The organism is Rubrivirga marina, assembly GCF_002283365.1.
Lineage (GTDB): Bacteria > Bacteroidota > Rhodothermia > Rhodothermales > Rubricoccaceae > Rubrivirga > Rubrivirga marina.
The window spans coordinates 2704123-2728327 of record NZ_MQWD01000001.1; the positions used below are offsets into that span (position 1 = coordinate 2704123).

Below are 24205 nucleotides of genomic sequence, written 5' to 3' on the forward strand. Positions count from 1 at the left end.
GCAGCCGCGGGGCGGCGGGCAGGGGGGACTAGAGAGTCTGGAGGTCGAGGAGCCAGGTGTCGCCGGGCGCCTGGGGAGGGATCCGGTCGCGGAGGCGGATCGCGTCGTCACGCGTGCCGAACTGGCCGACGGCGACGCGGAAGTTGCCGCTGCGCGAGACGAGGACGGCCGTCCGGTAGCCCGCGCGGCGGTACCGTTGGCGGAGCGCCTCGGCCTCCTCGCGCGACGACGTCGAGAGGACGACCAGCGTCCACGCCTCGGCGGCGGGGTCGATGGGCTGGTCGAGCGCCGTGAGCGCGCGGACGTCCGCGTCGCTGAGCCCGTTCAGGCGGGGCGGGAGAAGGGCGACGCCGGGGGCGGGCGACCGGCCGAGGCCGGTGCGGGGCGCCGGTGTGTCGTCGTCCCTCCGGCCTGGCCGCGACGCTGAGGCCGGCGCTCCGGTCGCGACGCCCGTCGCTGCGGGCCCGCCGTCAGTTGCGACCGGAGCGCCGTCACCAGTCGGAGGCGTTACGACGTTGGCCTCGCCGAACCTCGGGAGGCTGTCGGGGGCGGCGAGGGGCTCCGCGGGGAAGGGGGCCGGCGTCACGTCGGCGGCCGCGCTGGCCGTCATCGTCTCCCCCGGGTCGGAGAGTCCTCGGAGGCGGGGGGCGATGTCGGGCCAGAAGAGGGCGACGGCCGCGGCGATCAGCAGGAGCAGAAGCAGGAGAGCGACCCACAGGCCCCAGCGCCGCTTCGTGGGAGCCGGCTCTTCGGCTTCGTTGGAAAGGGCGGCGACCGGGGGCGCGACGGGAGGTCGGGTCGGGCCCGGCGTTGGGGAGGTCTCCGGTTCGTCCTCGAACGTCGGGAACGTGAGGTCGGGCGTCGCCGGGGGCTCCGCCTCGGGCGTGGGGGGAAGCGGGTCGGAGACGCGGGAAGGGGGGTCAGAGAGGTCCACCACGTCGAAGTCGGCGTCCTCGATGAGGGCGTCGAGCACATCGGCGTCGGAGAGCGAGACGTCGGGGTCGTCGAGCCCGCGGCTTCCGATGGCGGGGGCGGTCCAGGTCTCGTCGCCCCAGTCGGCGTCCGAGGCGGGCGCCGAGGCGGGCGCCGAGGCGGGCGACGCCGGGGGGGGCTCGCGGTCCGGCGGCGTCGGGGGGAAGACCTCGGCGGGCGTCGGGTCGCCGGGCTCGCCGAACGGAGCCGCGAGTGGCACGTCGTCCGTCGCGGCCTCGGCGGCGAACGCATCGGGCGTGCTCTCCTCCGACGACGACGGTTCGGGAGGCGTGGCGTCGTCGTCGGCGCCCACCTCGTCCGTGGTCATCGGATCGGTCACGGGGCCCGGCTCGTCCGGCGCGGCGGGCGGCTCGTCCGGCGTCGGCCCGTCTGCAGAGTCCGAAGGTTCGGGGGCGGCCGACATGGCGAGCGATGGGTCGTCTTCGACGTCCGACGGCGGAACGACCTCGATCACGGGCGGCGTCCATCCAGCGGGCAGGTCCGGCTCCGTGTCCGCCTCGAGCGGCGGACGGAACGGGTCGGTCGGCCCTTCCGACGAGAGATCCCGCAGGGGACCGTCGAGGTCCGACGGGCGAGCCGCCTCTGGCTCCTCAGGGGGCGCGGTGCGCCGCTCTGGCTCCGGTTCGGGAGCCGGCGGCTCGGGCGGCGGCGGCGTGGCGGAGGGACGGGGCGGCTCAGGCGTGCCGACGTCCGGGACGCTCGGCTCGGTCGCTCGAGACGCCGGCGAGGGAGGGGGCGACTCGGGTGCAGCGGGCGGTGGCCCCGGGCGGGCCGAATCGGCCGACGACCCGCCGCCGGGCACGTGGTGCGTCCGGATCGTCGGCTCGGACGAGGGCCGGGCCGGCACCGGCGCCAGCCCCTCGTACGTCCGGTTGACCGCGGCCAGCAGTTCGGCCTCGACGCCGAGGACGACGCCGCTGCTCGTCCGCCGCAAGAGGCCGACGCCCGGAAGGCGGACCTCGCCCGTGGCCGCGAGCAGGGCCTCGAGTTGGTCCATGGCGTTGGAGTACGACTGATCGGCGACGTCCGGCGAAATCGCCAGGAGCCGGGCGAACGGGAGCGCGAGCGAGTCGGCCCCCTTGGCCTCGGGGTCGAGGCCGATGGTCTCACCAGGCGGGAGCATCACGCGCGTCCCGTCGGCTCGCTCCTCGACGCGCGCGGCGACGTGCTTGCGCACGAGCGTGCCGAGGCCGGGCAGGGGGGCGGGCTGCCCCTCCAGCAGGCGCTCTCGGATGGCGGCGGCGACGGCGTCGAGAGGGGTCACGGGGTCGGGCGGCGGGTGCGTCGGGAAGGTAGGGCGGTCAACGTGCGAGGCGGAGGCCGGCCAGGACCGTGAACGGGGGCTCGGGGAAGTCCGGCCAGCGCTGGCGCTCGCCCAAGAACCGTTCGCCGCGGAGGACGACGGCCAGCGGCCCGTACACGTTGTAGCGGGCGTCCAGTGAGAGCCGGCCGTACGCCGGCGCCTCGTCCGAGTCGATCCGGTCGATCGGGCGGGCGCTCTCGGCGTGCGCCGCCAGCCCCACGCGCCCGCCAGGGAACGGGACCTGCACCCCGACGTGGCCGACGAGCGGAGCGAAGAACGGAATCTCGCCCTCGTCGGACCGCCCGTCGCGGATCTCGAGGCCCGCCGAGGCGGACACCCCCGAGGCGTGCGTCACGGCGAGGTCGGCGCCGAGCCCGAAGGCCTGGGCGTCGAGGTAGACCGGCTCGAACGCGGCGCCGAACTGCTCGAACGCGAGGTACGTCGGCGCGACCATGGCGTGACCGTAGACGCGGGCACGCAGCGGGCCGGGGCGCAGCTCGAGCCCGGCCCGCGCGTCGATCGGGACGATGTCGGGGACGACGAGCGGGTTCTCGGCGACGTACCGGTTCTCCTCCGTGAGGTCCATCAGAGACCGGACGCCCACGTGCGGGTCGTTGGTCGCGAACGCGACCGTCGTCGCCCCGAACGGCACTTGGAGGTCGAGAATGGGGCCGACGCTCTGCGCGTCGCCACCGCCTACCGAGGCCGAGGCGTCGTAGGCGAGCGCGCGCGCGCCGACCGAGAACCGGAAGCCCTCGCGCTCGACGAGCGTCAGCGCCAGCCCGGCGGCCCCATACTGAACGTCCGTGCCGACGGTGCCGGCGCCCGCGATGCCGCCGGCGGCGTCGACGGCGACCTTGTCCGCGAACAGCCCGAGGCGGCCGGAGGCGTCGAGCCGGCCCTCCGACGTCTCCTCCGAGTCGTCGGTCCGCGTCAGCCGCCCCTGCTCGAACCCGACCGTCAGCGCGAACGGCACCGCGCCGACGCCCTCGACGCCGGCCTCGGCCCCGGCGCCCTGCCGGAGCCGGCGCTCGCCGAAGCCGACGCCCGGGGTCGAGTACGCGTCGAGGAGCCCGTGGGCCGTGATGTGGACGCGCCCGGTCCCGAACGACCGCCCGCCCGCCTCGACGGCGACGCGGTCGAAGTCGACCCGCCCGACGGTCTCGCCAACCCCGTCGTAGTCGGCGTCGACGAAGAACTCGCCGGCGGCCCCGGAGCCGGACAGGTCGAGGCGGCCATAGCGGGCGACGTAGGCACCCGCCCCCGCCTCGGCGCGGAGACGGTAGATCTCCAGGTTCGTCGCGGGCGGCTCCGGCGGAGGCGCCAGCGCGAGCGCCGGCAGCGCGTCGAGGTCCGGGACGAACGGAAGCGCCACCGGCTCCCGCTCGGCCGGCACGACGTAGCGGCGGGGGAGGGGGCCGAACCCCGAAAGCGGCTGGCGCTCGACGACGGGGAGCGTCACGGCGACGGTCCCGCGGCTCTCGAACACGGCCGGCGTGAGGCTCGGGAGCTGCGAGCGGTCGTCGGGCTGGGCCCACGCGAGGGCGGGCAGGAGGAGGACCGCAGCGGAGAGGAGGGCACGCATGGGTTACGGGGCCTGGTCGCCGTCGACGGCGGGGGGCGCGGGGGCGAGGTTGGGGCGGTCACGGAGGGCGGCCTCGCCGGCGGCCGTGGACGGGTAGCGCGCGATGAGCTCGCGGAGGATGGCGTCAGCTTCGGGGGTCCGGCCGAGGTCCTGCAGCGCGAGCGCCTCGAGCGCGTAGGCATCGGCGACGCGCTCCGGGTCACTGGCCCCGCTCGCGCGGAGACGGGCGGCGGCGGACCGGGCGCCCTCAGCATCGCCGGTGGCGAGGAGGGACTGGGCGAGGCGGAGCGTGGCGTCTGCCGCGAAGGGCGAGTCGGGGTAGCGCGTGAGGAGGCGCCGGAACACCCGGGCGGCGGCGTCGGGCCGGGCCGTCGCGGCGTAGGCGCCGCCGAGCGCGAGGAGCGCTTCCTGCTCGAGATCGGCGGGAGGCGGACCGGCGAGGACCTCTTCCAAGAGCGCGACGGCGAGCGAGTCCTCGCCCGACGTCAGCGCGAGCTGGGCGCGGGCGTACCGGAGACGGGTTCGTTCCTCGACCCCTCGCAGGCGGCTGTCCACCTCGGCGAATGCCCGGTCGACCTCGTCCTCGCGGCCCTGCGCCGCGAGCGCGTCGGCCACGCCGCCAAAGGCGTCGACGGTGAGCGGGCTCGTCGGGTAGCGCTCGAACACGCGGCGGTAGGCGGCCTCCGCCAGCTGGTAGCGGCCCTGGTTCAACAGCACGTCGCCGATGCCGAGGAGGGCCGCCGCGCCGCGCTGCGGCCGCTCGTTCAGCACGCGTTCGTAGGCGCCGATGGCGAGGCTGTCCTGCCCGCGTGCCGCGTACAGCGCGCCCTGCTCGAGGAGCGCCAGCGCGTACCGCTCCGACTCTGGGTACTCGCGGAGGAGTCGGGTGTAGGTGCTCAGGGCCTCGTCCGTGCGGCCCTCGCGTCCCAGCACCTGGGCTGTCTGGAAGAGGGCGTAGTCGCCGCCCTGCCGGTCGGGCGTGGCGGCGGCCACGCGGCCGTAGACGAGGCGGGCGTCCTCGTACCGGCCGAGGACCGTGTAGAGGTCGCCGAGGCGGAGGAGGGCGTCGGCGTAGTAGGGGACGAGCTCGCCGGAGCGCGTGTACGCCGAGAGGAACCGCTCGAAGGCGTCGGCGGCCTCGGCCGTCTGGCCGCGCTGGTAGAGCGTCCACGCGATGACGTAGCGGGCGGCGTCGGCGCGGGCGTGGCCGGGGTAGCGCTCGAGGAGCTCGCGGAGGATCGACTCGGAGCGCGCGTAGTCGCGGGCCTGGAACGCGGCCTCGCCGGCCCAGAAGAGGGCCTCTCCGGCCCGGGGGCCCGTCGGGTCGGCCCGGTTCACGGCGACGAGGGCCGCGACCGCCGGCTCGTACTGCCCGTTGAGGAAGAGCGCGTAGGCGTCCTGGAAGGCGACCTCGGCGCGTGTCTCGGCCGTGGCCGTGCCCAGGTCCTCGGCCTGGGCGAAGGCCTCGCGCGCGCGTCTTGTCTGGCCGGACGCGGCGTAGGCCTCGCCGAGCATCCGGGCGGCCTCGCCAGCGTACGGACCGCGCGGGCTCTGCCGGAGGAGTCGGTCGAAGGCCTGGGCCGCGGCGTCGTACTGACGGCGCTCGTAGCGGAGGAGACCGAGTTCCAACAGCGCGGGATCGGCGTACGCCCCGCCCGGACGGCGCTCGGCGGCCTGCGTCCATCGGGCCTCGGCGTCGCCGAGCTGGCCTAACCGCTTGAGGGCGATGCCTTCGTAATAGGCCGCTTCGTGCGCCACGGCACCGTCCTCCGCCGGGTTGGAGACGCCCGCGCGGGCGATCCGGAACCAGTCGACGGCCTGTGCCCACTCGCTTCGCGCGGAGGCGGCGCGCCCCTGAGCGAGCGCGGCGCGGCGCGCGTAGCGGCTGTCGGCCGGGACGGCGTCGAGCGACGTCGTCGCCCGCGGGTCGCCGAGGCGGAGCCACGTCTCGCCGGCTAGGAGCGCGCCGCGGGCGGCGTCCTCACCGGTCAGCGTCAGGCGGCGGCGGTCGGCCTCGGCGGCGCCCTCGGGGTAGCGGCCGGCGCGGAGGAGTGACTCGGCCAGCCCGAGCCCGGCTCGGTCATTCTCCGGAGACACCGGGTAGCGCTCCTGAAGTCGGCCGAACGCCGAGGCGGCTCGGCTCCAGTCCCCCTGGTCCACGCGGACCGTGCCGAGGGCGTAGAGGGCACGTGGGGCCGTCGGGGTGTCGGCGGTCGAGGCGCGCTCGAAGGCGGCCGCGGCGGCGTCGGGACGTGATTGGCGGCGGTGGACGAGCCCGAGGAGGTAGGCCGCCTCGGCACGCGAGGCCTCCGGGCCGGGCGCGTCGGCCGCCGCGGCGAGGGCGTCCTCCGCGCGGGCGTCGTCGCCGCGGTCGTAGTAATACCGGCCGAGGGCGAGCCGGGCGCGCGACGCGAACGGGTGGTTCGGATACCGCGCTTCGAACCGGGCGAAGAGGGCCGCCGCCGCTTCTGCGTCGTCCGTCGCCAGCGCGGACTCGGCGCGGTAGAACAGGGCCTCCGGCGCACGCGGGTGGCGCGGGTACGCGTCGAGGAACCGACCGAACGCGCGCTCCGCGGCTCCGAACTGGCCGCCGTCGTACAGGAGCTTCGCGGCCTCGAAGGCCTCCTCCGACCGGTCGGGGCGGGCGTCGGTGACGCCCGGGGTCTGCGCCACGGCGTCGGGGGCCGAGCCGGCGAGACCGGCGGCGAAGGCGAACCCGAGGGCCGCAACGAGGCGGAGGCGCGCCGGCGTGCGGCGCGCAGAGAGAGACCGGGGCATGTGGGGGGACGGCGTCCGGCGAATGGGGCAATCTACGGAGTCGGGCGGCCTTGTCCGAAAACGGAGAAACAAAGGGGGGGAGCCGGATCGTACCTGTCCCTCACCGGCATCCCTTCTTTCTTCCGCCCCTCGTTCCCATGGCCGACGACACCAAGACGACCGACCCCGACGCTCCGGCCGACGACGCCACCGAGCCCACGCCCGGCGTCCCCGACCCGACCCCCTCCGTCCCCGACGCCTCCGTCGAGCCGGTCGCCCAGGCCACGGCCCCCGCCGCCGACACGATCCCGCCCCCGCTCCCGGCCGACTACGAGATGCCGGACGACTACGCCGACGAGGACCCCATCGCGGTCGCCAAGGCGTGGGTCGAGGAACACCCCGGCCTCGCCATCCTCGGCGCCGCGGGGATCGGCCTCCTCGCCGGGCGCCTGGTGATGGCACTGCTCCCCGAGCCCGAGCCGCCCTCGCTAGCCGACCGTGTCGAGAAGCGCGCGCGCCAGATCGCCAAGGAGGCCAAGAAGCGCGGCGAGGTCTACTCGAAGGAGGCAAAGAAGAAGGGGAAGGTCTACTCCAAGGAGGCCTCGGCCTTCGCCAGCGACGCCGGCGACTCGCTCCAGGTCAGCCTCCACAAGGCCGCCGACGCGCTCAAGGAGGCCGCCGACAAGGCCGGCGACGCCGCCGAGGTGGGCTACGAGAAGTCGAAGGACCTCGCCGAGACGATCGCCGACGCGGCCAAGGTGGCCGTGACCGGCGTCCTCGCGTCCAAGCTCGACGACTGGGTCGGCAAGGTCCGGAGCTAACGGGCGCCGATTCCTGAAGGTCTTGACCGGGGCGTCCCCGCGCGGGGCGCCCCGGTCGTCGTGTTTGCGCGTACCCTTCGGCGCACTGCCCCAGACCCATGAGCATCCTCGTCGTCGGAACCGTCGCCTTCGACACCGTCGAGACGCCGTTCGGCCGCGCCGAGCGGATCCTTGGCGGCTCGGCGACCTACGCGAGCCTCGCCGCCCGCGTCGTCGACGCGCCCGTCCTGCTCAACGCCGTCGTCGGCCGCGACTTCCCCGACAGCCACGTCGAGGCGCTCTCGTCGCGGGGCGTCGACGTCGAGGGGCTCGTCCGCGACCCCGATGGCGAGACGTTCTTCTGGGCCGGCCGCTACCACTACGACCTCAACACGCGCGACACGCTCGCGACGCACCTCAACGTGCTCGCGACGTTCGAGCCGGACCTGCCCGCCAGCTACCGCACGCCCGGGATCGTCTGCCTCGGCAACCTCGACCCGACCGTCCAGTCTTCCGTCATCGACCAGACGGACGGCCGAGGCCTCGTTGTGGCCGACACGATGAACTTCTGGATTGAGAACACGCCGGACGCGCTCGCCGAGACGCTCCGCCGCGTCGACGTCCTCGTGATCAACGACGAGGAGGCTCGCCAGCTCTCGGGCCAACCGAATCTCGTCCGCGCCGCGCGAGCCGTGCGAGAGATGGGGCCGGGCACCGTCATCATCAAGAAAGGCGAGCACGGGGCTCTCCTCTTCTGCGGCGACGACGTGTTCTCGGCACCGGCCTACCCGCTCGAGGACGTCGTCGACCCGACGGGCGCGGGCGACACGTTCCTGGGCGGCTTCGCGGGCCACCTCGCCCGCCTCGGCAGCACCGACGCCGAGGCCATGCGCCAGGCCGTCGTCGTGGGCAGCGCGCTGGCGTCGTTCGTGGTCGAGGCCTTCGGGCCCGACCGGCTCCTCAGCGTGACCGCCGAGGAACTGGACGAGCGGATCGACGCGTTCCGGCGCCTCTCGGCCGTCCCGACCATCGTCGCGGCGTAGGCTACGCGCCGACCTGCTGCGAGTACCGCTGGAACAGGGCCGCCTGGGCCTCGAAGACCCACTGGTTCATGATGGTGTCCTCGGACACCTGGATCTGGCTGCCGATGCGCCGGGCGTCACCGCGGCCCCACTGGGCGATCTCTTCGAGCGTGAGGACGCCGGCGTCGTAGAGCAGCCGCTGGACGTCCTCGTCGATCGTCGTGATGACGGTGAGGTCCTCGGCGCCGTTGGGGGCCTCAGGCGCCGGCGCCGTGTCGGCGGCGGGCTCTGGGGTCTCGCTGGGCCCGGGTGCCGGGGCCGGCATCGCGATGGGCCCCGGGGCAGGAGTCGGCGCTACGATCTCAGGGGCGTCCGACGCCGCGTCAGGCATCGCGATCGGGTCCTTCGAGGTCTCGGGAGCGCCCGTGAGCGCATCGAGGTCGACCAGGCCGTCCGCCTCGGGCTCGGGCTCAGGCGTCTCCGTTGGGACCGGCGTGCTCGGCGGCGCGGGCGGGAACGTGATGAAGTCGTCCGGCGACGCCATCACGGGCGTGGCCACGTCGGGGGCGGAGGGGCGGGCGATCCACGCCGTGTCCTCCTCACGGTAGCTCTCGGGCTCCGGCGCCGGCACGGGCGCCTGGGGGGAGGCCTCGGCCTCGACGGCGGGGGGCTCCGGCGTCGACGGCGTCGGGGGGGCGGGCGACCACGTCTCGAAGACGTCGCCCGGGGCTGCGCTGTCGCCGCCGGCCGGCTCGTCGTAGAGCGGCGCCGTCGCGAAGGGGTCGTCCGGCTCGTCCTCGGCGGGCGCGGGCGCCTCGATGTCGATGAGCGTGGGCTCGTCGAACGGATCCGCTGACCTCTGCGGCTCGGCGCGCGGGGGCTCCTCGTTGGAAGAGTCGTCCCCGAACGTCGCGTCTTCGAACGTCGCGTCCTCGAACGTCGACTCGTCAAAGAAGGCGTCCTCGAACGTCGCGTCCTCGAACGTCGGCGGCTCCTCGGACGCGTGTCCGTCGAACGTCGTCTCCTCGAAGGAGGGCGCGTCGAAGGACGCGTCCTCGAACGCTGGGCCTTCGTCGGCGGCGGCCTCAACGGTCGCGGGCTCTGCGAACGAGAACTCCTCGGTGAACACGGGCACGTCGCTCGGGGTCTCGCCCTCCGCAGCGGGCTCGGGGTCGACGTCCGGCTCGGGCTCCGTGAAGGCCTCCGCGAAGGTGAACTCTTCGAACGGCGCGGCCTCTGCCTCGAAGAACTCCGTCTCCTCGGGCTGAGGAGCGGGGGCGTCCGGAGTGAACGCCAGGAAAGCTGTCTGAAATTCCTCGGGCGGCGTGGTCTCGGGCGGAGGGTCGGGGTGGGTATCCGGCTCGGCCTGAGGCTCCGGCTGCGCGAGGGGATCCGAAGCCGGGGGGAGGGCGGCGGGCGGGGGCGTGCCGGCCGTGATCCCGACGGTCTGCTGGATCGTCCCGATCTGGGTCCGGATCTGTTCGATCTCGTGGTCCCGCCGCTTCGACTCGTGGCGGAACTCGTTGCGGAGGCCCTCGACCTGATGCCGCTGGGTTTCCACCGAGCTGCGGACCGAGTCGAGCTTCTGCGCCAGGAGTTGGCGCTGCGTCTCGCCCTGCAGGCGGTGGTCGGACATCGCCTTCTCGATCTGCTGACCGAGGCTCTCGACCTCCTCCGCGACCGGCTTCGGTGCGGCGGCCGACGCGATGTTGGGGGGCGGCTTGGCCTCTTCCGTCCGCTTGGCGCGGATGAAATAGGCGCCGGTGAGGCCGACGATGGCGGAGCCGGCGACGATGGCCAGGGCGATGATGAGGTACAGCATCGGGCTACTCGGTGACGAGAGTCAGGGCGTGCGGACCGACGCCTACGCCCACGTCGAGGCGGCCGGCGGCGACGGCATCTTCGAAGAGGTGCTCCAGGAGAACCGCACGGGCGGAGGCGAGGTCGGGGTCGGGGGCGGTCACGGCGACGCGGAACGTGTCGGGGTTCCACTCGAACCGGCTCGCCATGCGGTAGACGTACGAGCGGAGGGTCGGCTCGAGCTGGGCGCTCCGGCGGCCGAACCCGTGGTGGATCGCGTCGAGCAGGCGCGACAGCTCGACGTCGAGCGGCTCATCGCTGGCGCTTTCGAGCCGCGTGAGGAGGTCGACGGGGATCGGGGCGGGCTCAGCGGAGAAGTCGGCGGGTGTGGCGGGGGCGGTCGGCGGGGGCACCGGGGCCGGCGCGTCGGCCCCGGCCGGCGCGGTCTCGTCGGTATCGGCCGGCGCGGGCGCGGCCTCAACCCGCGGCCGGTCGGTGGCGGCGATCGCGAGGGCCGCGGTCAGGGCGAGGCACACGAGCGAGAGCCCGCCGACCAGGGCGATCCCCCAGCTCGGAAGCGGAGGCAGCGGAGCCCGCCTCGAACGGGACGGAGGGGGAGCGGGCGTCCCCGCCTCGGGGCCGGACTCGGCCGCCTCGGCAGGGCCCGGCGTGTCGTCGGAATCGGGCGCGAGGGCCCCCAGGGCCCGGTCCGGGATCGGGATGGCGCCGTCGATCCGCTCGACGGTCGGGAGCTCGATTTCGAACGGCCGTGCGGGCGCCTCCTCGGCGTCGTCGGTCACGGGGACGTCTGTCTCGTCACGCGGGGCGCGGGGCGAGAACGGAACGCGGTCGAGTAGATCGGTAATCGGCACGGGTCTGAAGGGGCCGTTCTGGAACGGCAGCGTGTCAGCGGGCGGAGGTGCAACAGCCATGCCCGTCGGAAGGCCTGTAGGGGACCGTCCGCCCCCGGTATCTTCCGGCGTCGCCCCCGAACGCGTGTCCGGACGTCTCGTCCTCTCCCTCGCCGCGGCCGCGCTCGTCGCCGCGTACGCCCTCTCCGCCTGCCGCACCTCGGCCCCCGAGGTCGCGGACGACGCGTCGTGGACCTACGTCGGCGACGGGGCCTGCCAGCAGTGCCACGCCGACCTGGCGGCGAGCTACGCGCAGACCGGGATGGGCCGGTCCCTCAGCCGCTTCGACCTGGCCACCGCGCCCGAGCAGTTCGGGCCGAACGGGGAGGGGCCGACGGTCTGTGCGCCCGACGGCTACTGCTACCAACCGCTCGTCCGCGGCGACACGCTCCTCATGCGCGAGACGCGGCCTGACATGCCGGGCTACGAACGCATCGAGGCGGTCGATTACGTCGTCGGCTCGGGCAACGCGACGCGGTCGTACCTGCTGGCGGCGGGTGGCGCCGCGGAGGGGCCGCACGGGGAGTATCTCACCGAGATGCCGCTCACGTGGTACGTCGAACGGGCCCTCTGGGACCTCAGCCCAGGCTATGAGGACGGCAACGCGCGGTTCGATCGGCCCATCACGCTCGAGTGCCTGACGTGCCACGACGCCCGGCCGGGCCACGAGACGAGCCAGAACTTCTACACCGACGTCCCGCTCGGCATCTCGTGCGAGCGGTGCCACGGGCCGGGATCGGCCCACGTCGCGGCCTTCGAGGCCGGCGGCGAGCCCTCGGACCCGCGGATCGTCAACCCGTCGCGCCTGCCGACCGACCTCCAACTCGACGTGTGCCAGCAGTGCCACCTCACGGGGACCAGCGTGTTCGCGCCGGGGGAGGACCCGACGACGTACCGTCCCGGCCGGCCCCTCGCGGCCCACCGCGCCGTGTTCGCGACGGAGGCCTCCGTCGAGGACCCCGTCCGCTTCGGGATCGCCAGCCACGCCGAGCGGATGATGCGGAGCGCGTGCTTCGAGGGCAGCCTCGGGACGAGCCGCGAGATGACGTGCACGACGTGCCACGACCCGCACGTCGCGAACGACGCGCTCCCGGCCGACCACTTCAACCAGACGTGCGCCTCGTGCCACGGGCCCTCCGCCCACCTCGACGCGTGCTCGCGAGCGGGCGCCGAGACCGTCGCCGAGGCCGTGACGGGCGACTGCGTGAGCTGCCACATGCGGACGTCCGGCACGTCCGACATCCCCCACGTCTCGTTCACCGACCACTGGATCCGCCGCGATCCGCCCGCCTCGTCCGAGGCTCTCTCGACGGTCGACGACGTGCGCGGAGACACGCCCTTCCGCCTCGTCAACCTCGCCGGCGGCGGCGACCCGCCGAGCCCGGCCGTGGCCGACGCCCACCTCGCCATCGCGACGTTCTCGCTCTACGAGACGCAGCACCCGCTGCCGGCCTACCTCCCTCGTGTCGCGAGCCTCGCGCGGCGGGCGCTGGCGGCCGGCGTCGAGCGGACCGACCTCCGCGTGACGCTGGGCCGAGCGCTCCTCGCGATGGACTCGTCCGCGACGGCCCGCGACGTCCTCGCCGACGCCACCGCACGCGGCCCGAGCGATCCGTACGCCCACCTCTGGCTCGGCGTCGCGGAGTCCGAGCGGGGCCGGCACGCGGAGGCCGCCGACGCCTTCCGCAAGGCGGTCCGCCTCGCGCCGATGCTGACGGAGGCCCGGGTCCGCCTCGGGACCGCGCTCACCGAGGCAGGGCGGCTCGCCGAGGCGGAGGAGGCGCTGGCCACGGCCGTCGCTCAGGACCCGCTCCGCCACCCGGACGCGTGGAACGCGCTCGGCCTCGCCCGCCTCCGCCAGAACCGTCTCGACGGCGCGCTCGGCGCGCTCCGCCGGGCCGTCGCCCTCGACCCGCGCGTCGCGACGGCCCGCGCCAACCTGGGCGCCGCGCTCCTCGCCTCCGGCGACCTCGACGCCGCGCGGGCCCAGTTCGAGGCGGCCCTCCGGCTCGACTCGGCGGAGCGCTCGGCGCTCGGCAACCTCGGGCTGATCCTCGCGCGGCAGGGGCGGACCGACGAGGCGCGCGCCCACTTCCAACAGCTCCTCCGGATCGACCCGACCGACGCCCGGGCTCGCGCCGCGCTCGCCGAACTCAGCCCATGATCCGTGCTTGGATGCTGTTCACGGGGCTTCTGCTCGCCGGCTGCGGCGGGGGAGGCCCCGTCGACGTCCAGACCGCCGACGCCGTCCCGCTCCGGCTCGATCGCGACGACCCGGGGAAGCTGCTCGGCTCGGTCCTCGGCGCCTACCTCGGCCCCGACGGCGGGGACCCGGTCGAGGCCGGGCTCCTCTCGGGCGACGGCGACGCGCTCGTGCTCCACCCCCAGCGGCTCCCCGAGGCGGCCCGGGCCGCGCTCGCCGACGCCAACGGCGACGGGGCCATCGACTGGGAGGAACTGGCGGCGATGCTGGAGGCGACCTACGTCGACGCCCGCGATCTTCCGCCGACGCTCGACGCGCTCCGCCAGCAGGCCGACTACCGGGCCGGCGAGCCCGAGTGGTTCACGGTCGAAGTCGACGGCGTGATGACGGCGGCGCGGCGGCGGATCCACGTCCCCCTCGCGGCGCTCCGTGAGGCGATGCGGGCGTTCGCGGACGGCGGCACGCTCGACTACCCGGCCGGCACGTGGATCGTCGGCGAGCACGCGGTTGACGGCGACGTGGTCGAGACGACGGTCAAGCACCGCCGGCCGGACGGCTACTGGGACTTCGCGGTCTACGGCCCCGACGGCGCGCTGGCTCCGGCGACGCAGACCGAGCCGCGGTCGCTCCGCGTGCCGACGCAGTGCACGGGCTGCCACCTCGGCCAGCGCCTGTTCGAGCCCGAGAAGAGCTTCCCCGCCGAGGCCGGCGACGGCCCGTTCGGCCCCCGCGCGATCTACGTTCCCGACGCCTGGCGGAGCCGGGAGGCCACGGCCCTTTTCGACGAGCACCGCCGCCGCGACGACGGCGTCCTCGGCCTCTACGCCACGCTCTACGCCGGCCGCCTCCTCGCCGACCGCGAGGCGGGCACCCTCGGGGACGACGACCGACGGCTGCTGGAGGCGCTGGGGCTGTAAGGCGGGCCGGCCCGCCTCGGGGAGTTTGGCGGGTTTCTCGAACGCGGGCCGCCTCGTCGACCCGAAGCCGCGTAACCTGCTCCCCCAGCCGACCCGATCGACCCGTGCGCCTCGCCACCGTCCGCCTCGTCAACGCCGTCTTCTACGCCCACCACGGGGTGATGGAGGAGGAGCACCGGATCGGCGGGCGCTACGAGGTCGACGTGGCCATGACGCTGGACGTCCGCGAGGCGGCGGAGGGCGACGACCTCTCGAAGACGGTCGACTACGAGAAGGTGTACGCGCTCGTGCGGGAGGTCGTGACCGGCAACTCGTCGTACCTCATCGAGCGCGTGGCGTGGCGGATCGCCGAGGCCGTCGGCGAGGCGTACCCCGCGGTCGCCGAGGTCGAGGTAACGGTGCGCAAGCCGAACCCGCCGGTCGGCGGGCCGTGCGACCGGGCCGAGGTCGCCGTCCGGCACGCGCCGTGACGGAGGCGTTCGTCGCGCTCGGCGCCAACGTGGGCGACCGGCTCGCGGCGCTCCGAGGCGCGGTCTCGGCTCTCGGCGCCCTCAAGCACACCGAGGTGACGGCCATGAGCGCCGTCTATGAGACGGAGGCCCTCGTCCTGCCCGGCGCCGACCCGCAGCCCGACCACCTCAACGCGGTCGTCGGGCTGTGGACCGGGCTCGGGCCGTTCGCGCTCCTCCGCGCGCTCCACGTCATCGAGCGGGACGCCGGCCGCGACCCCGACGCCCCGAAGTGGGCCCCTCGGCCGCTCGACCTCGACATTCTGCTGTTTGGGGTTCAGTGCGTCGAGTCGTCGACCCTTGTCGTCCCGCACCCGTCGCTGGCGGAACGGCGGTTCGTGCTCGCGCCGCTCGCCGAGGTGGCCGGCCTCGCCGAGGTCCCCGGCCTCGGGCAGACCGTGGACGATCTCTTGGCCGCCTGCCCCGACTCCGGTCGGGTCGAGCGAACGGAGTTCGTCCTGAGGGCTTGACGCCCGCCGGCTACGGCTGGGCCCAGGCCGACGTCGGCGTCGGCGTCTCTCGGAACGCCCACTCGGGGTAGGGGTGGGGCGGCACCAGCCCGAGCGCGGTGAGCATGACGCTGGCCTCGCCCCGGTGGAACACCATGGGTGCGATCCCGAAGCGCCGGAGGGCCGAGCCCCGCGACATCCGAGCGATCTCGACCCCGTCCCTCTCGAGGCGCCAGGTCCCCTGGAGGTCGTCCGGTGTGGTCGTGGGGATGAGGGACCGAACGGTGTCGGCGTTGGACCGGTACGTCTCGATCAGCTCCGCGGGCGTTTTGAATTGGGGGAGGTCGGGCTCGAACATCACCTCGAGCGCGTCGAGTTCGAGCACCCAGCTCATCCGGGCCACGATCCGAACGAGCCTCCGTGAGAGGGTCCGCAACGTGGCGATGTCGGGGTGCGGAGTCCAGTCGTACTGGTCGGGGGGGAGGGATTTGAGGACGGTCTCCGTTTGCTCGATCTCGAACAGGGCCTCGGTCAGGATCGCGGGTCGCTCCGGCTCCGACGCGAACTCGGGCCCGCTCGGGGCCTCGTCCGGAGGGGTCTCATCCGGAGGGGGCTCGGAGCGGTTCGGGGCCACCGCCGAGGGGTCTGGCGACCACAGGACGACCTGGTCGAACGGGAGGCTGGACCGGCCGTTCTCCAGAACCCACGCGACGCCGGCCGGCCAGTCGTCGGTGTGCGTGACCTCGAAGAACGCCGCGTGGTCGACGCCCCCCTGGGTGACGATTCGGACGAGCTGCCCTTGGCGGGGGACGCGCGCGGTCGCGTCGTACCAGGCGGGTTCCAATGTGGGCGTGCTGTGGTGGGCGCAAGAAGACTGAAGGATACGCCGTCCGCACGCCGCCGTCCGGGGTCTGACAGGCAGGGTGTCGCCCGGACGGGCCGACGTTGCCCTCGTCCGGCGCGATCTTGCCCGCCCACCCATCCACCGCCATGCCTGCCCCCACGCTCCCCGCCCACCTCGGATACGTCGCCGTCGAGGGCGTCATCGGTGCTGGCAAGACGACGCTGGCCCGGATGCTGGCAGAGCGGGCCGGCGGCAAGCTGGTGGAGGAGGAGTTCGAGGAGAACCCCTTCCTAGACCGCTTCTACGGCGACCGCGACCGGTGGGCGCTCCAGACGCAGCTCGCGTTCCTCGCCAGCCGGTTCAAGCAGCAGAAGGCGCTCGCCGCGCGCGACCTGTTCGTCGACCACGTCGTCTCGGACTACACGTTCGACAAGGACCGGATCTTCGCCCACGTCACGCTCGACGGCGACGAGGTCCGCCTCTATGAGACGCTCTACGGCATCATGGAGCCGTCGGCGCCGGTGCCCGACCTCGTGGTTTACCTCCGCTCGTCGGTCGACCGGCTGCTCCACAACGTCGCGCTGCGGGGCCGGAGCTACGAGTCGAACATGGACCCGGCGTACCTCACCGAGCTGGTCGACGCCTACGACCGCTACTTCTTCCACTACTCCAAGAGCCCGCTCCTCATCGTCGACTCGTCGCGGATCGACTTCGTGCGGGAGACGGCGACGTTCGACGAGCTCGTCCGCCAGATCGGGAGCGTGCGGGGCGGCACGGCCTACTTCAACCCGCCGGCCACGATGCAGCTGGCGTTTTAGGCCACCGGGTGAGGGTCGAGCGGGTGATTGGCGATTGGGGCGGCGGATTCTGGCGACCCAATCGCCCGACGCGCCTATCCCCTCGGCGCACCCGGAATTCTAGGGCTGGAGGCGGAAGGTGCCGATGTCACAGGGCTTCGGCGTAGCCGAGGTGCGTCTGGCAAATGGGGCACGGCGCCGTCTCCCCTCGTTCTAGGTCCATCTGGACGGGCACCAACGTTCTTTTGCCGAAGCACCCGGGGCAATAGTACGTGTCCGTCTCCTGATCGTAGTAGGCCCGCCGGCCTCTCCACCTCCAGTATGCCCCTGGGCGGTGTATCTCGGGCTCTTTTAGTTCATAGCGGCCACTGCTGAACGCTTCCAGTTCCTGGACCTTCGCCTTCAGCGACTCTACTTCGTCTAAGAGCCCAACCAAAGCCAGTCTGGCGTCGAAGAGGTAGTCCTCGATCTCGTTGGCCGCCTCCCCGATCCCCGGACCGTCGCTGAGGCCCTTCAGCCCGTGGGCGACGGTGATCGCGGACTTGATATTGTCCAGGGCGGAACGGGCTTCCATTGGGCACGAGGTTCGCGTGGCGAAGGGCGGACTACGATACCGACGACGTGAACGCCGACCGACTACGTGAGGAGATGGACCTCGAACTGTCCACCGTGGACGACGACATCGCCGCCGCTCTTCGGGTGGACGACCCTGCCGAGTTCGTGTATGGCAGCGCTGTCCGGCTCCAGATCGCCCGGTCGCTCCGCAGGCTCGTCCAGATCGCGGAGGAACGTGGCGAGCGCGACGAGCGCGGCCAGGACGGTCGCGGCCGTCAGGACGACGTTGAGCCAGAACACCCGGCGCCCTAGCGTGGCGCTCGCAGCGGCGTTGGCCTCGGTGGCGTCCTTGAGTTCGCGGACGGCGACTTCTACCTCTTGGGCCGTCTTGTAGCGGATGAGCGCGTGGAGCCGTTCTGCGCCGATGGACCCCGGCTTATGGCTGACCACCTCCGTGATCAGTTGCTCGATGGGCTTGCCGAAGTCCTCGGACGGATGGGGCATGGAGTTGGTATCGAAGCGGGCGAACTAGCCCACTTCGGGAATGACAATTCGACGAGAGCGCGGAGGTTGGTTCATCCGCGCGGACGACGTGATCGAGACGGGCACGGTGGACTGGCTCATGTGGGCGCTCAAGGGCCGTTGGGACCCGAGCCCTACCCTAGTCTCAACCGCAGCCACTCCATCACCTCCTGCGGAGCCTGACCTGCCGGAGGCCCGCTGACCCCGAACACCATGACGGCGTCGTCCTCGTCTACGATCCCGGCGAGGAGCCCGTGGACTTGCTCTGGCGACAGCGGAGAGTCAGCGGCGTAGACCGACTCCGAAATCTTGACGGCGTGCATCTCGCGTAGCATCGCGTAGAGCCGTTCGTAGTCGCCCTCACGTTCCCTCTCGTGGTTGAGGTCGTATGTGATGAGGTGGACGGGCATGGGCTATGACATTCGGGTGACACAGGGCGCCACTAGCTTCGCTAGTGCCCCTCGAAAGTAGCCCGTCACTCGTCCCCGTGGAACGCTTCACCGTCGTTGACCTATTCCGGCGCTTCCCCGACGACCACGCCTGCGTCGCCCACCTCGCCCGCGAGCGGTGGGGCTGCGACCCGGTGGAAGGCGGGATGGACTGCGAGCGGTGCGGCGGCCACCGGGCCTTCCGCTACATCGAGACGCGGAAGTGCTACGCCTGCACGGACTGCAAGGCCCAGGTCCGCCCCACGGCCGGGACCATCTTCCACGGGTCCCGGACGCCGCTGACGATCTGGTTCTACGTGTTCTTCCAGATGGCGAAGACGCGCACGGGGATCGCGGCGAAGCAGATCGAACGCGAGACGGGCGTGACGTACAAGACGGCGTGGCGGATGTGCCACCTCGTCCGCGCGGCACTCGCGGAGGGGGCCGAGGAGGCGTCGATGTTCGCGGGCGTCGTGGAGGTGGACGAGGTCTACATGGGCTCGCGGAAGCCGCGCCGGAAGGGGCAGCGGAAGCCCGGTCGCGGCACCATCCACGGGTCCGTCCCCAAGACGCCCGTGATCGGCGTCCTCGAACGGGACGAGGACGGGATGCCGGTCCGGGTCCGCGCGAAGGTGACGGCCGACACGAAGCGGGCGACGGTCCTCCCGTTCATCGACGCCAACGTGGAGGGCGGGTCCCGCGTCTACTCCGACGAGTACAGCGTGTACACGCCGCTAGAGGGCATGGGCTTCCGTCACGACTTCGTGCGGCACCGGGCGAAGCAGTACGCCGTCGAGGTCGTGGACGGGGACACGGGCGAGGTCCGCAACGTCCACACGAACGGCATCGAGGGGTTCTGGAGCCAGGTCAAGGGCGGCGTCCTCAACGTCCACCGGGGCGTCTCCGCGAAGTACCTCCAACGGTATGTAGACGAGTTCGCCTACCGGTACTCGCGGCGGGCCGACGACCGGCCTCTCTGCCTTACGATGCTGAGTCGGGCCGCTTCTTCCGGGCGGCACGCCGCACGGCTCGCTCCCACGTCTCCCGGCTGACGCCCTCGGTCGCGTCCGGGTGGCCCGCCGCGACCTTCGCCCGGACCGTCTTGCGGAGCGCGGGCGGGAGGCCCTTGAGGTAGTCCTCCTCTTTCACCCGAGCCGGCCCCGGCTCCGCGCGGGCGTCACGCGAGGTCGCGTCCCGCCGTGCGTCCTTCGGCGGGTTCGGGTCTTTCGGGGGCGTCTTGCGGGCCATAGGCGGGAAGGTAGGGCCTCAACGGGGCTCGTGATACTTTGGTTGCCCACTTCCCCCGCGCATGAATGAGCGTCGTCCAACAAGCCCACTTCCAGAGCACCGGCGGAGGGTCGCGGGCCGTCCGCGAGGACGAAGAAGTGGTACGGGTCGATACCGCGTTCTTGAAGGATCACGCATCAGGGCTCGGCAACTGGGCGTACCGGAAATACAAGGAACGCGGTCGCGGCTACCTCTCCGTGGACGCGAAGGAGGTCCTGCGGTGGGGGGCTGCCCGGTCGGTTGACCCCACGGCCCCACTCCGCCTCAAGTACCTCCTGCCGCGTGGGGAGCCGGCCTACAACGTGTTCCAGACCCGGGACGACTTCCGCTCGGTCATCGAGGCGATGGTCCTGGCCTACGACCCCGAGGCCGAGTTCTTGGCCGTCTGCTTCACCAGTGGCGATAGCGCCCTGAAGGGGTTCTATCGCCTGTATCGCTTTCGCCCGGACGGCTTCAGTCCCGGAGCCGGAGGCGACTTGCTGCCCGCGTCGTTCAACTGACCGCACTTTCATCTCGCTCAGGTGTAGTTACTCGCTCTCCTCGATTGCCAACCCCGTGCCCGACTCATGAGTGACGCCCCGGTCCGCCACCCGCTGTCCCTACCTCTCTACGCGCTCGCGGGCGCGCTCGTGCTGTCCTCGCTCGCGCTGTCGTGCGGGAGCCGCTACGAGGCCGTGTCTGTGGACGGCCCCGCATACCTCGTGGACTCGTGGACCGGCAAGGCGAGGTTCCTCGTAGGCGTGACGGGGCAAGACGTGGAGCCCTCCCCGTCCGCCCCGTAACAGAACCCCGGGTGCGCCGAGGGGATAGGCGCGTCGCCCGATCAGAAATCGCTCGGTCACCCGACCTCTCAGTCTCTCCAGACGTAGTCGAAGAGGAGGAACGACGCCGAGACGAGAAGGCCGGCGTAGGAGGCCATCAGCACGAGGTCGTCGCGGGCGGCGGCCCAGGCGCCGTCGGCCTGGCCGGAGGCCAGCTCGGTGAGCGCGACGGCCGGGATCAGGATCGGGACGAGGACGGGGAACGCGAGGACTGGCAGGAGCGGGCCGGCGGCGCGGGCCCGTGCCACGAGCGCCGACAGGAGCGTCGTCGCCGCCGCGATGCCGACGGCGCCGAGGCCGAGGCCGGCCGCCCACACGCCGGGCGCCGCGAGCGGGACGGGCACGAGGATCCGGAAACCGAGCGCCGCGAGCGCCACGACGCCGGTCATCAGCGCCGCGTTGAACGCCAGCTTTCCGGCGAACACCTGGCTCGGGCGGAGGTGGAGCTGGAGGAGGAGGGACGTCCCGCGCTCTTCCTCAGCCACAAACGCGCGGCCGAGCCCGACCGCCGCGGCGAACACGACGACGATCCACAGGAGGGCGGCCGCGATCGGCACGGTCGGGGCGCCGCGGCCGAGGGCGACGCGGACGAGCACGAGCGAGGCGGCCACGAACAGACCGAGGCCGCTGAGGGCCACGCGCGTGCGGAGTTCGAGGCGGGCGTCGTTGGCGACGACGGCCCAGGCGCCGGAGAGCCAGGCCACGGGGCGGGAACGGGGGAGGGCCGGTCAGGATAGCACGACCCGGCCGCCGAGCCGGGCCGAGCGACGCGCCACGCCCCGTCCTCCGCACCTCTTCTCTTCCCCTCCGCCGATGCCCGTCCCGTTCCGCGACCGCCTCGTCGCCACCGTCCTCGGCGCCGCCATCGGCGACGCCCTCGGCATGCCCATCGAGGGCCTCAGCCACACCAACGTCCGCACGTACTACAAGGGCATCAAGGAGATGCGGGCCGACGAGAAGCGCGAGGACCTCGGTGTCGGGCAGTGGACGGCCGACACGCAGCGGGCCCGCGCCCTCTGCCGCGCGCTCGCCGAGGCGGCCCCGGACAGCCCCGAGGAAGTCCGCCAAGCGTTCGAGGCCGAGCTGCCCGACGACGCCGCGCTCCGTCGGCCTCAGATCCACTCGCCGAGCAGCGCGCTCGCGGCGGCCTCGGCCCCGCTCGGTGTGCAGGCCCGGCTCCGTGGCCTGAAGAACCTCGCCAGCGCCCGTTGGGCCGCGCTCCTGTTCGGGACGGTCGACGGGCACGCCGTCGCGCACGTCGCCGCGGCGTCTCAGATCGGCGCGATCCGGACGTGCCTCGGCAAGGACCCCGACGGGCTCTCAGGCCCCGACGTCCTCGCCGCCGCGCACGAGGCGGCCCTCGACGCCGAGCAGATCCTGTCGGCCGACGACCGCGTCTCGTCCCGCCTCGGCACCCTCCGGGACCACCTCGAGGACTATCCCCTCGACCTCCAGGACCTCTGTGCCGGCACCGGCCCCGCGGCCGACGAGGCGTTCCCGTTCGCCGTCGCGATGGTCGCCCGCTCGCCCGCGCTCGTCGAGTCGACGCTGCTCGCGGCCGTCAACGTGGGCGGCGACGCGGCGGCCGTCGGGTCGTGCGTCGGCGCGCTCCTCGGCGCGCTCCACGGGCTCGCCCCGTTCCCGGATGCGTGGCTCGACGCACTCGAGGACGCCGACGCGATCCGCGCCGAGGCCGAGGCCCTCGCGGACGCGCTCGGCGGCTAGCCTCGGACCAACGGCCCGCCGACGAGGAGGGCCCGCGCGTCGCCGGCCGTGAGGGCGTCCCCGTCGAGGTCGAGCACGAGGCGGACCGAGTCGGGGAGCGTGCCGGCTGGCGGGTACGAGCCGTGGACGATGACCTCGGCGTCCGCCCCGGTCTCACGCGGCGCGATGACGGTGACCGGCCCCGCGTGTTCGGACAGCTCGGACGGCGGCTCCATTGTCGTGGCGAGGCGGAGGCCCGTGCGGCGGAGGTCCGAGAACAGGCGGAGGGAGCTGCCGGCCTCGGGCACGTCGAGCGCGAGGCGGTCAGGGGGGAGGCCCGAGAGGTCGGCGGCGGCGCGGGCATCGTCGGCCAGGCCCTCGCTGGTGGCCGTCGGGGTCGAGAGGGCGACGAGGAGGACGGCGAGCGCGTCGACGGCCTCGCCGCCCCAGCCGGCGACCTCCGTGCACGCACGGTCGAGGACCCAGCGGTCGAGGTCCTCGGCGAGCCCGATCTCTTCCGCCAGCGGCAGGAAGCGGTCCGGGCCGAGACGCCCGAGCGACGGGTGCTCCCACGTGGCCTCGACGCGGAAGCCGACGACGGCCTCGGTCTGGGTGTCGACGACGGGGCGGAAGCGCGGCTCGAGTTGGTCGCGCCCGGCGGCGTAGCGGAGGTCGATCTCGAAACGGGCGGCGTCGGAGTCCATCGGGTGCGGTGGGGGCTCCCACTGGCATCGGCCGGTGGGCGGTCCGACTTGAGGGGACCGGTGCTGCCCGGATGGGCCGCGGGGACCTGATGTACCTCGTCCCTTCCGAAATTCGGTGCGGAACGTGTCGAGCTACCGCCGTTCCGCGTCGCGGTGGGCCTCCGGGTGGCCGCCAGGCGGCACGCCCCCGGTGAAGCCGTCGGCCTCCTCCCAGCCCGCCTCGGGGAGCCGCCCGAGGTCGCCAAAGTCGCCGATCATCCCGACCTCGGTGCTGAGGCGGTAGCCCTGCTCGCGCTCGACGGTCTCCTGGATGTAGCCGATGAGGTGCCGGACGTCTCGTGCCGTGGCCGACTGGCCCCCAGCGACGCCCGCGTTGATGAGGATGTTGGCGTGGCGCTGCGTCACCATCGCCCCGCCGATCCGCGTGCCCTTCAGGCCACACCAGTCTGCGAGGCGCCCGGCGCCGACGCCATCGATCTTCTTGAAGATGGAGCCGGCCGAGGGCTCCGTGTCCAGCGGCGGGTGCCGCGCGCCGCGCCATTCGAGGTTGGCCTCGACGATCTCGCGGAGCCGCGCCGGGTCCTTCGGCTCGAGCTGGAACGTGGCCGAGAGCACGAGGTCGTCGGTGACGTGGAGCGTCGAGTAGTCGTAGCCGAAGTCGAACCACTCGCGGTCGACGGTCCGCCGCTGGCCGTCGGCGCCGAGGAGCTCGGCCGAGGCGACGACTTCCTCGATGAACATCGTCCGCTCGCGCTCCGGCGGCGGCGAGAGGAAATGGAGGTTCTGCCACAGCGCGCCGCCGACGGTCGACGGGATGCCGGCGTAGTGCTCCAGCCCGGAGAGCCCGGCGTCGAGCGTCGCCTCGATCAGATCCGGCCAGACGACCGCGCCGCTCTCCGCCCACACGCGGCCGCTCGCGCGGTCGGTTTGCACGTGCGCCGCCCGGTTGCGGACCACGACGCCCCGAAAGCCGAGATCGCCCACGAGGATGTTGGCGCCGAGCCCGAGCACGAAGAACGGCACGCCGACCTCGCGGGCCGCCGTCACCGCTGCCGCCAACTCGTCGGCGGAGTGGGCCTCGAAGAACACGTCGGCCGGGCCGCCGATCTGGAACGTCGTGAACGGCCCGAGCGGGACGTCCGAACGAACGCGGGAGGGGTCGAGGTCGGTGAGGCGGCGGGCGAGGACGTCGCGGAAGGCGTCCTCGCGGCGGTCGCGTTCGGCGGGGGCGAGCGCCCCGTCGGGGGCCGGGGTGACGAAGGCCACAGTCAAAAGGGGAGGGGGCATGAGTCTA

23 protein-coding genes are annotated in these 24205 nt (G+C 73.3%); 11 read left to right on the forward strand and 12 right to left on the reverse strand.

Annotated features, from left to right (window positions below):
* Positions 1–28: 28 nt before the first annotated feature.
* The 3 genes from BSZ37_RS11205 to BSZ37_RS11215 are packed head-to-tail and all read right to left on the reverse strand — an operon-like array spanning position 29 to position 6659.
* Positions 29–2257 (reverse strand): SPOR domain-containing protein, encoded by a 2229-nt coding sequence (locus BSZ37_RS11205; RefSeq protein ID WP_095510633.1) that lies wholly within the window; start codon positions 2255–2257, stop codon positions 29–31.
* A 37-nt stretch (positions 2258–2294) separates the two neighbouring features.
* Positions 2295–3881: a hypothetical protein gene (locus BSZ37_RS11210; protein WP_095510634.1), complete on the reverse strand. Its 1587-nt coding sequence runs from the start codon at positions 3879–3881 to the stop codon at positions 2295–2297.
* A 3-nt stretch (positions 3882–3884) separates the two neighbouring features.
* Positions 3885–6659, reverse strand: coding sequence for a tetratricopeptide repeat protein (locus BSZ37_RS11215; RefSeq protein WP_095510635.1), 2775 nt, complete (start codon positions 6657–6659; stop codon positions 3885–3887).
* Between the two features lie 137 nt (positions 6660–6796).
* On the opposite strand from BSZ37_RS11215, the gene BSZ37_RS11220 reads away from it, so the two are divergent.
* Positions 6797–7459 carry a hypothetical protein gene (locus BSZ37_RS11220; protein WP_095510636.1) on the forward strand — a complete coding sequence of 221 codons (663 nt, stop codon included), beginning with the start codon at positions 6797–6799 and terminating at the stop codon, positions 7457–7459.
* A 98-nt stretch (positions 7460–7557) separates the two neighbouring features.
* Positions 7558–8481, forward strand: a complete 924-nt coding sequence (locus tag BSZ37_RS11225; RefSeq protein ID WP_095510637.1) for a PfkB family carbohydrate kinase — start codon at positions 7558–7560, stop codon at positions 8479–8481.
* Position 8482: 1 nt separating this feature from the next.
* On the opposite strand, the gene BSZ37_RS11230 is transcribed toward BSZ37_RS11225, so the two are convergent.
* Both BSZ37_RS11230 and BSZ37_RS11235 read right to left on the reverse strand, forming a co-directional pair.
* The gene (locus BSZ37_RS11230; RefSeq protein ID WP_095510638.1) at positions 8483–10282 is read right to left on the reverse strand and encodes a hypothetical protein; all 1800 of its coding nucleotides are present in this window, start codon (positions 10280–10282) and stop codon (positions 8483–8485) included.
* A gap of 4 nt (positions 10283–10286) precedes the next feature.
* Positions 10287–11060 (reverse strand): hypothetical protein, encoded by a 774-nt coding sequence (locus BSZ37_RS11235; RefSeq protein ID WP_143537631.1) that lies wholly within the window; start codon positions 11058–11060, stop codon positions 10287–10289.
* Positions 11061–11256: 196 nt separating this feature from the next.
* On the opposite strand from BSZ37_RS11235, the gene BSZ37_RS11240 reads away from it, so the two are divergent.
* The 4 genes from BSZ37_RS11240 (at position 11257) to folK (ending at position 15270) form a co-directional block, all read left to right on the forward strand.
* A complete protein-coding gene (locus tag BSZ37_RS11240; protein WP_143537632.1) occupies positions 11257–13335 on the forward strand; it encodes a tetratricopeptide repeat protein in 2079 nt (692 codons plus the stop codon).
* On the forward strand, positions 13332–14291 hold the full coding sequence (locus BSZ37_RS11245) for a hypothetical protein (RefSeq protein ID WP_143537633.1): 960 nt from the start codon (positions 13332–13334) through the stop codon (positions 14289–14291). Before BSZ37_RS11240 ends, BSZ37_RS11245 begins: the two co-directional genes overlap by 4 nt.
* Positions 14292–14395: 104 nt before the next feature.
* Positions 14396–14761 carry a dihydroneopterin aldolase gene (folB, locus tag BSZ37_RS11250; RefSeq protein WP_218830476.1) on the forward strand — a complete coding sequence of 122 codons (366 nt, stop codon included), beginning with the start codon at positions 14396–14398 and terminating at the stop codon, positions 14759–14761.
* Positions 14758–15270, forward strand: coding sequence for a 2-amino-4-hydroxy-6-hydroxymethyldihydropteridine diphosphokinase (folK, locus tag BSZ37_RS11255; protein WP_179299586.1), 513 nt, complete (start codon positions 14758–14760; stop codon positions 15268–15270). The genes folB and folK overlap by 4 nt, the downstream gene beginning before the upstream one ends.
* A 10-nt stretch (positions 15271–15280) precedes the next feature.
* On the opposite strand, the gene BSZ37_RS11260 is transcribed toward folK, so the two are convergent.
* Positions 15281–16093: a DinB family protein gene (locus BSZ37_RS11260; protein WP_095510643.1), complete on the reverse strand. Its 813-nt coding sequence runs from the start codon at positions 16091–16093 to the stop codon at positions 15281–15283.
* A 146-nt stretch (positions 16094–16239) separates the two neighbouring features.
* Here BSZ37_RS11260 and BSZ37_RS11265 point away from each other — a divergent pair, with 146 nt between their 5' ends.
* The gene (locus BSZ37_RS11265; RefSeq protein ID WP_095510644.1) at positions 16240–16911 is read left to right on the forward strand and encodes a deoxynucleoside kinase; all 672 of its coding nucleotides are present in this window, start codon (positions 16240–16242) and stop codon (positions 16909–16911) included.
* 127 nt (positions 16912–17038) lie between these two features.
* Here the strand turns inward: BSZ37_RS11265 and BSZ37_RS11270 are convergent, their stop codons facing one another.
* The 3 genes from BSZ37_RS11270 to BSZ37_RS11280 form a co-directional block, all read right to left on the reverse strand.
* Positions 17039–17464: a hypothetical protein gene (locus BSZ37_RS11270; protein ID WP_095510645.1), complete on the reverse strand. Its 426-nt coding sequence runs from the start codon at positions 17462–17464 to the stop codon at positions 17039–17041.
* Positions 17465–17526: 62 nt separating this feature from the next.
* The gene (locus tag BSZ37_RS11275; protein WP_095510646.1) at positions 17527–17949 is read right to left on the reverse strand and encodes a hypothetical protein; all 423 of its coding nucleotides are present in this window, start codon (positions 17947–17949) and stop codon (positions 17527–17529) included.
* 152 nt (positions 17950–18101) lie between these two features.
* Positions 18102–18377, reverse strand: coding sequence for a hypothetical protein (locus BSZ37_RS11280; protein WP_095510647.1), 276 nt, complete (start codon positions 18375–18377; stop codon positions 18102–18104).
* Between the two features lie 77 nt (positions 18378–18454).
* Here BSZ37_RS11280 and BSZ37_RS11285 point away from each other — a divergent pair, with 77 nt between their 5' ends.
* The 3 genes from BSZ37_RS11285 (at position 18455) to BSZ37_RS11295 (ending at position 20464) form a co-directional block, all read left to right on the forward strand.
* Positions 18455–19447, forward strand: coding sequence for an IS1595 family transposase (locus tag BSZ37_RS11285; protein ID WP_095510648.1), 993 nt, complete (start codon positions 18455–18457; stop codon positions 19445–19447).
* Positions 19448–19708: 261 nt separating this feature from the next.
* On the forward strand, positions 19709–20182 hold the full coding sequence (locus BSZ37_RS11290) for a hypothetical protein (RefSeq protein ID WP_095510649.1): 474 nt from the start codon (positions 19709–19711) through the stop codon (positions 20180–20182).
* A gap of 66 nt (positions 20183–20248) precedes the next feature.
* Complete coding sequence (locus BSZ37_RS11295) at positions 20249–20464, forward strand: hypothetical protein (RefSeq protein ID WP_095510650.1); 216 nt, start codon at positions 20249–20251, stop codon at positions 20462–20464.
* A 68-nt stretch (positions 20465–20532) separates the two neighbouring features.
* On the opposite strand, the gene BSZ37_RS11300 is transcribed toward BSZ37_RS11295, so the two are convergent.
* Entirely contained in the window at positions 20533–21207 is a 675-nt protein-coding gene (locus BSZ37_RS11300; protein ID WP_095510651.1) for a heme exporter protein CcmB, read from the reverse strand.
* Positions 21208–21316: 109 nt separating this feature from the next.
* On the opposite strand from BSZ37_RS11300, the gene BSZ37_RS11305 reads away from it, so the two are divergent.
* Complete coding sequence (locus BSZ37_RS11305) at positions 21317–22228, forward strand: ADP-ribosylglycohydrolase family protein (RefSeq protein WP_095510652.1); 912 nt, start codon at positions 21317–21319, stop codon at positions 22226–22228.
* Here BSZ37_RS11305 and BSZ37_RS11310 read toward each other — a convergent pair.
* Positions 22225–22911, reverse strand: coding sequence for an EAL domain-containing protein (locus tag BSZ37_RS11310; RefSeq protein WP_095510653.1), 687 nt, complete (start codon positions 22909–22911; stop codon positions 22225–22227). The two genes, BSZ37_RS11305 and BSZ37_RS11310, sit on opposite strands and share 4 nt — an antisense overlap.
* Positions 22912–23043: 132 nt before the next feature.
* On the reverse strand, positions 23044–24177 hold the full coding sequence (gene murB, locus BSZ37_RS11315; RefSeq protein ID WP_218830477.1) for a UDP-N-acetylmuramate dehydrogenase: 1134 nt from the start codon (positions 24175–24177) through the stop codon (positions 23044–23046).
* Positions 24178–24205: the final 28 nt, after the last annotated feature.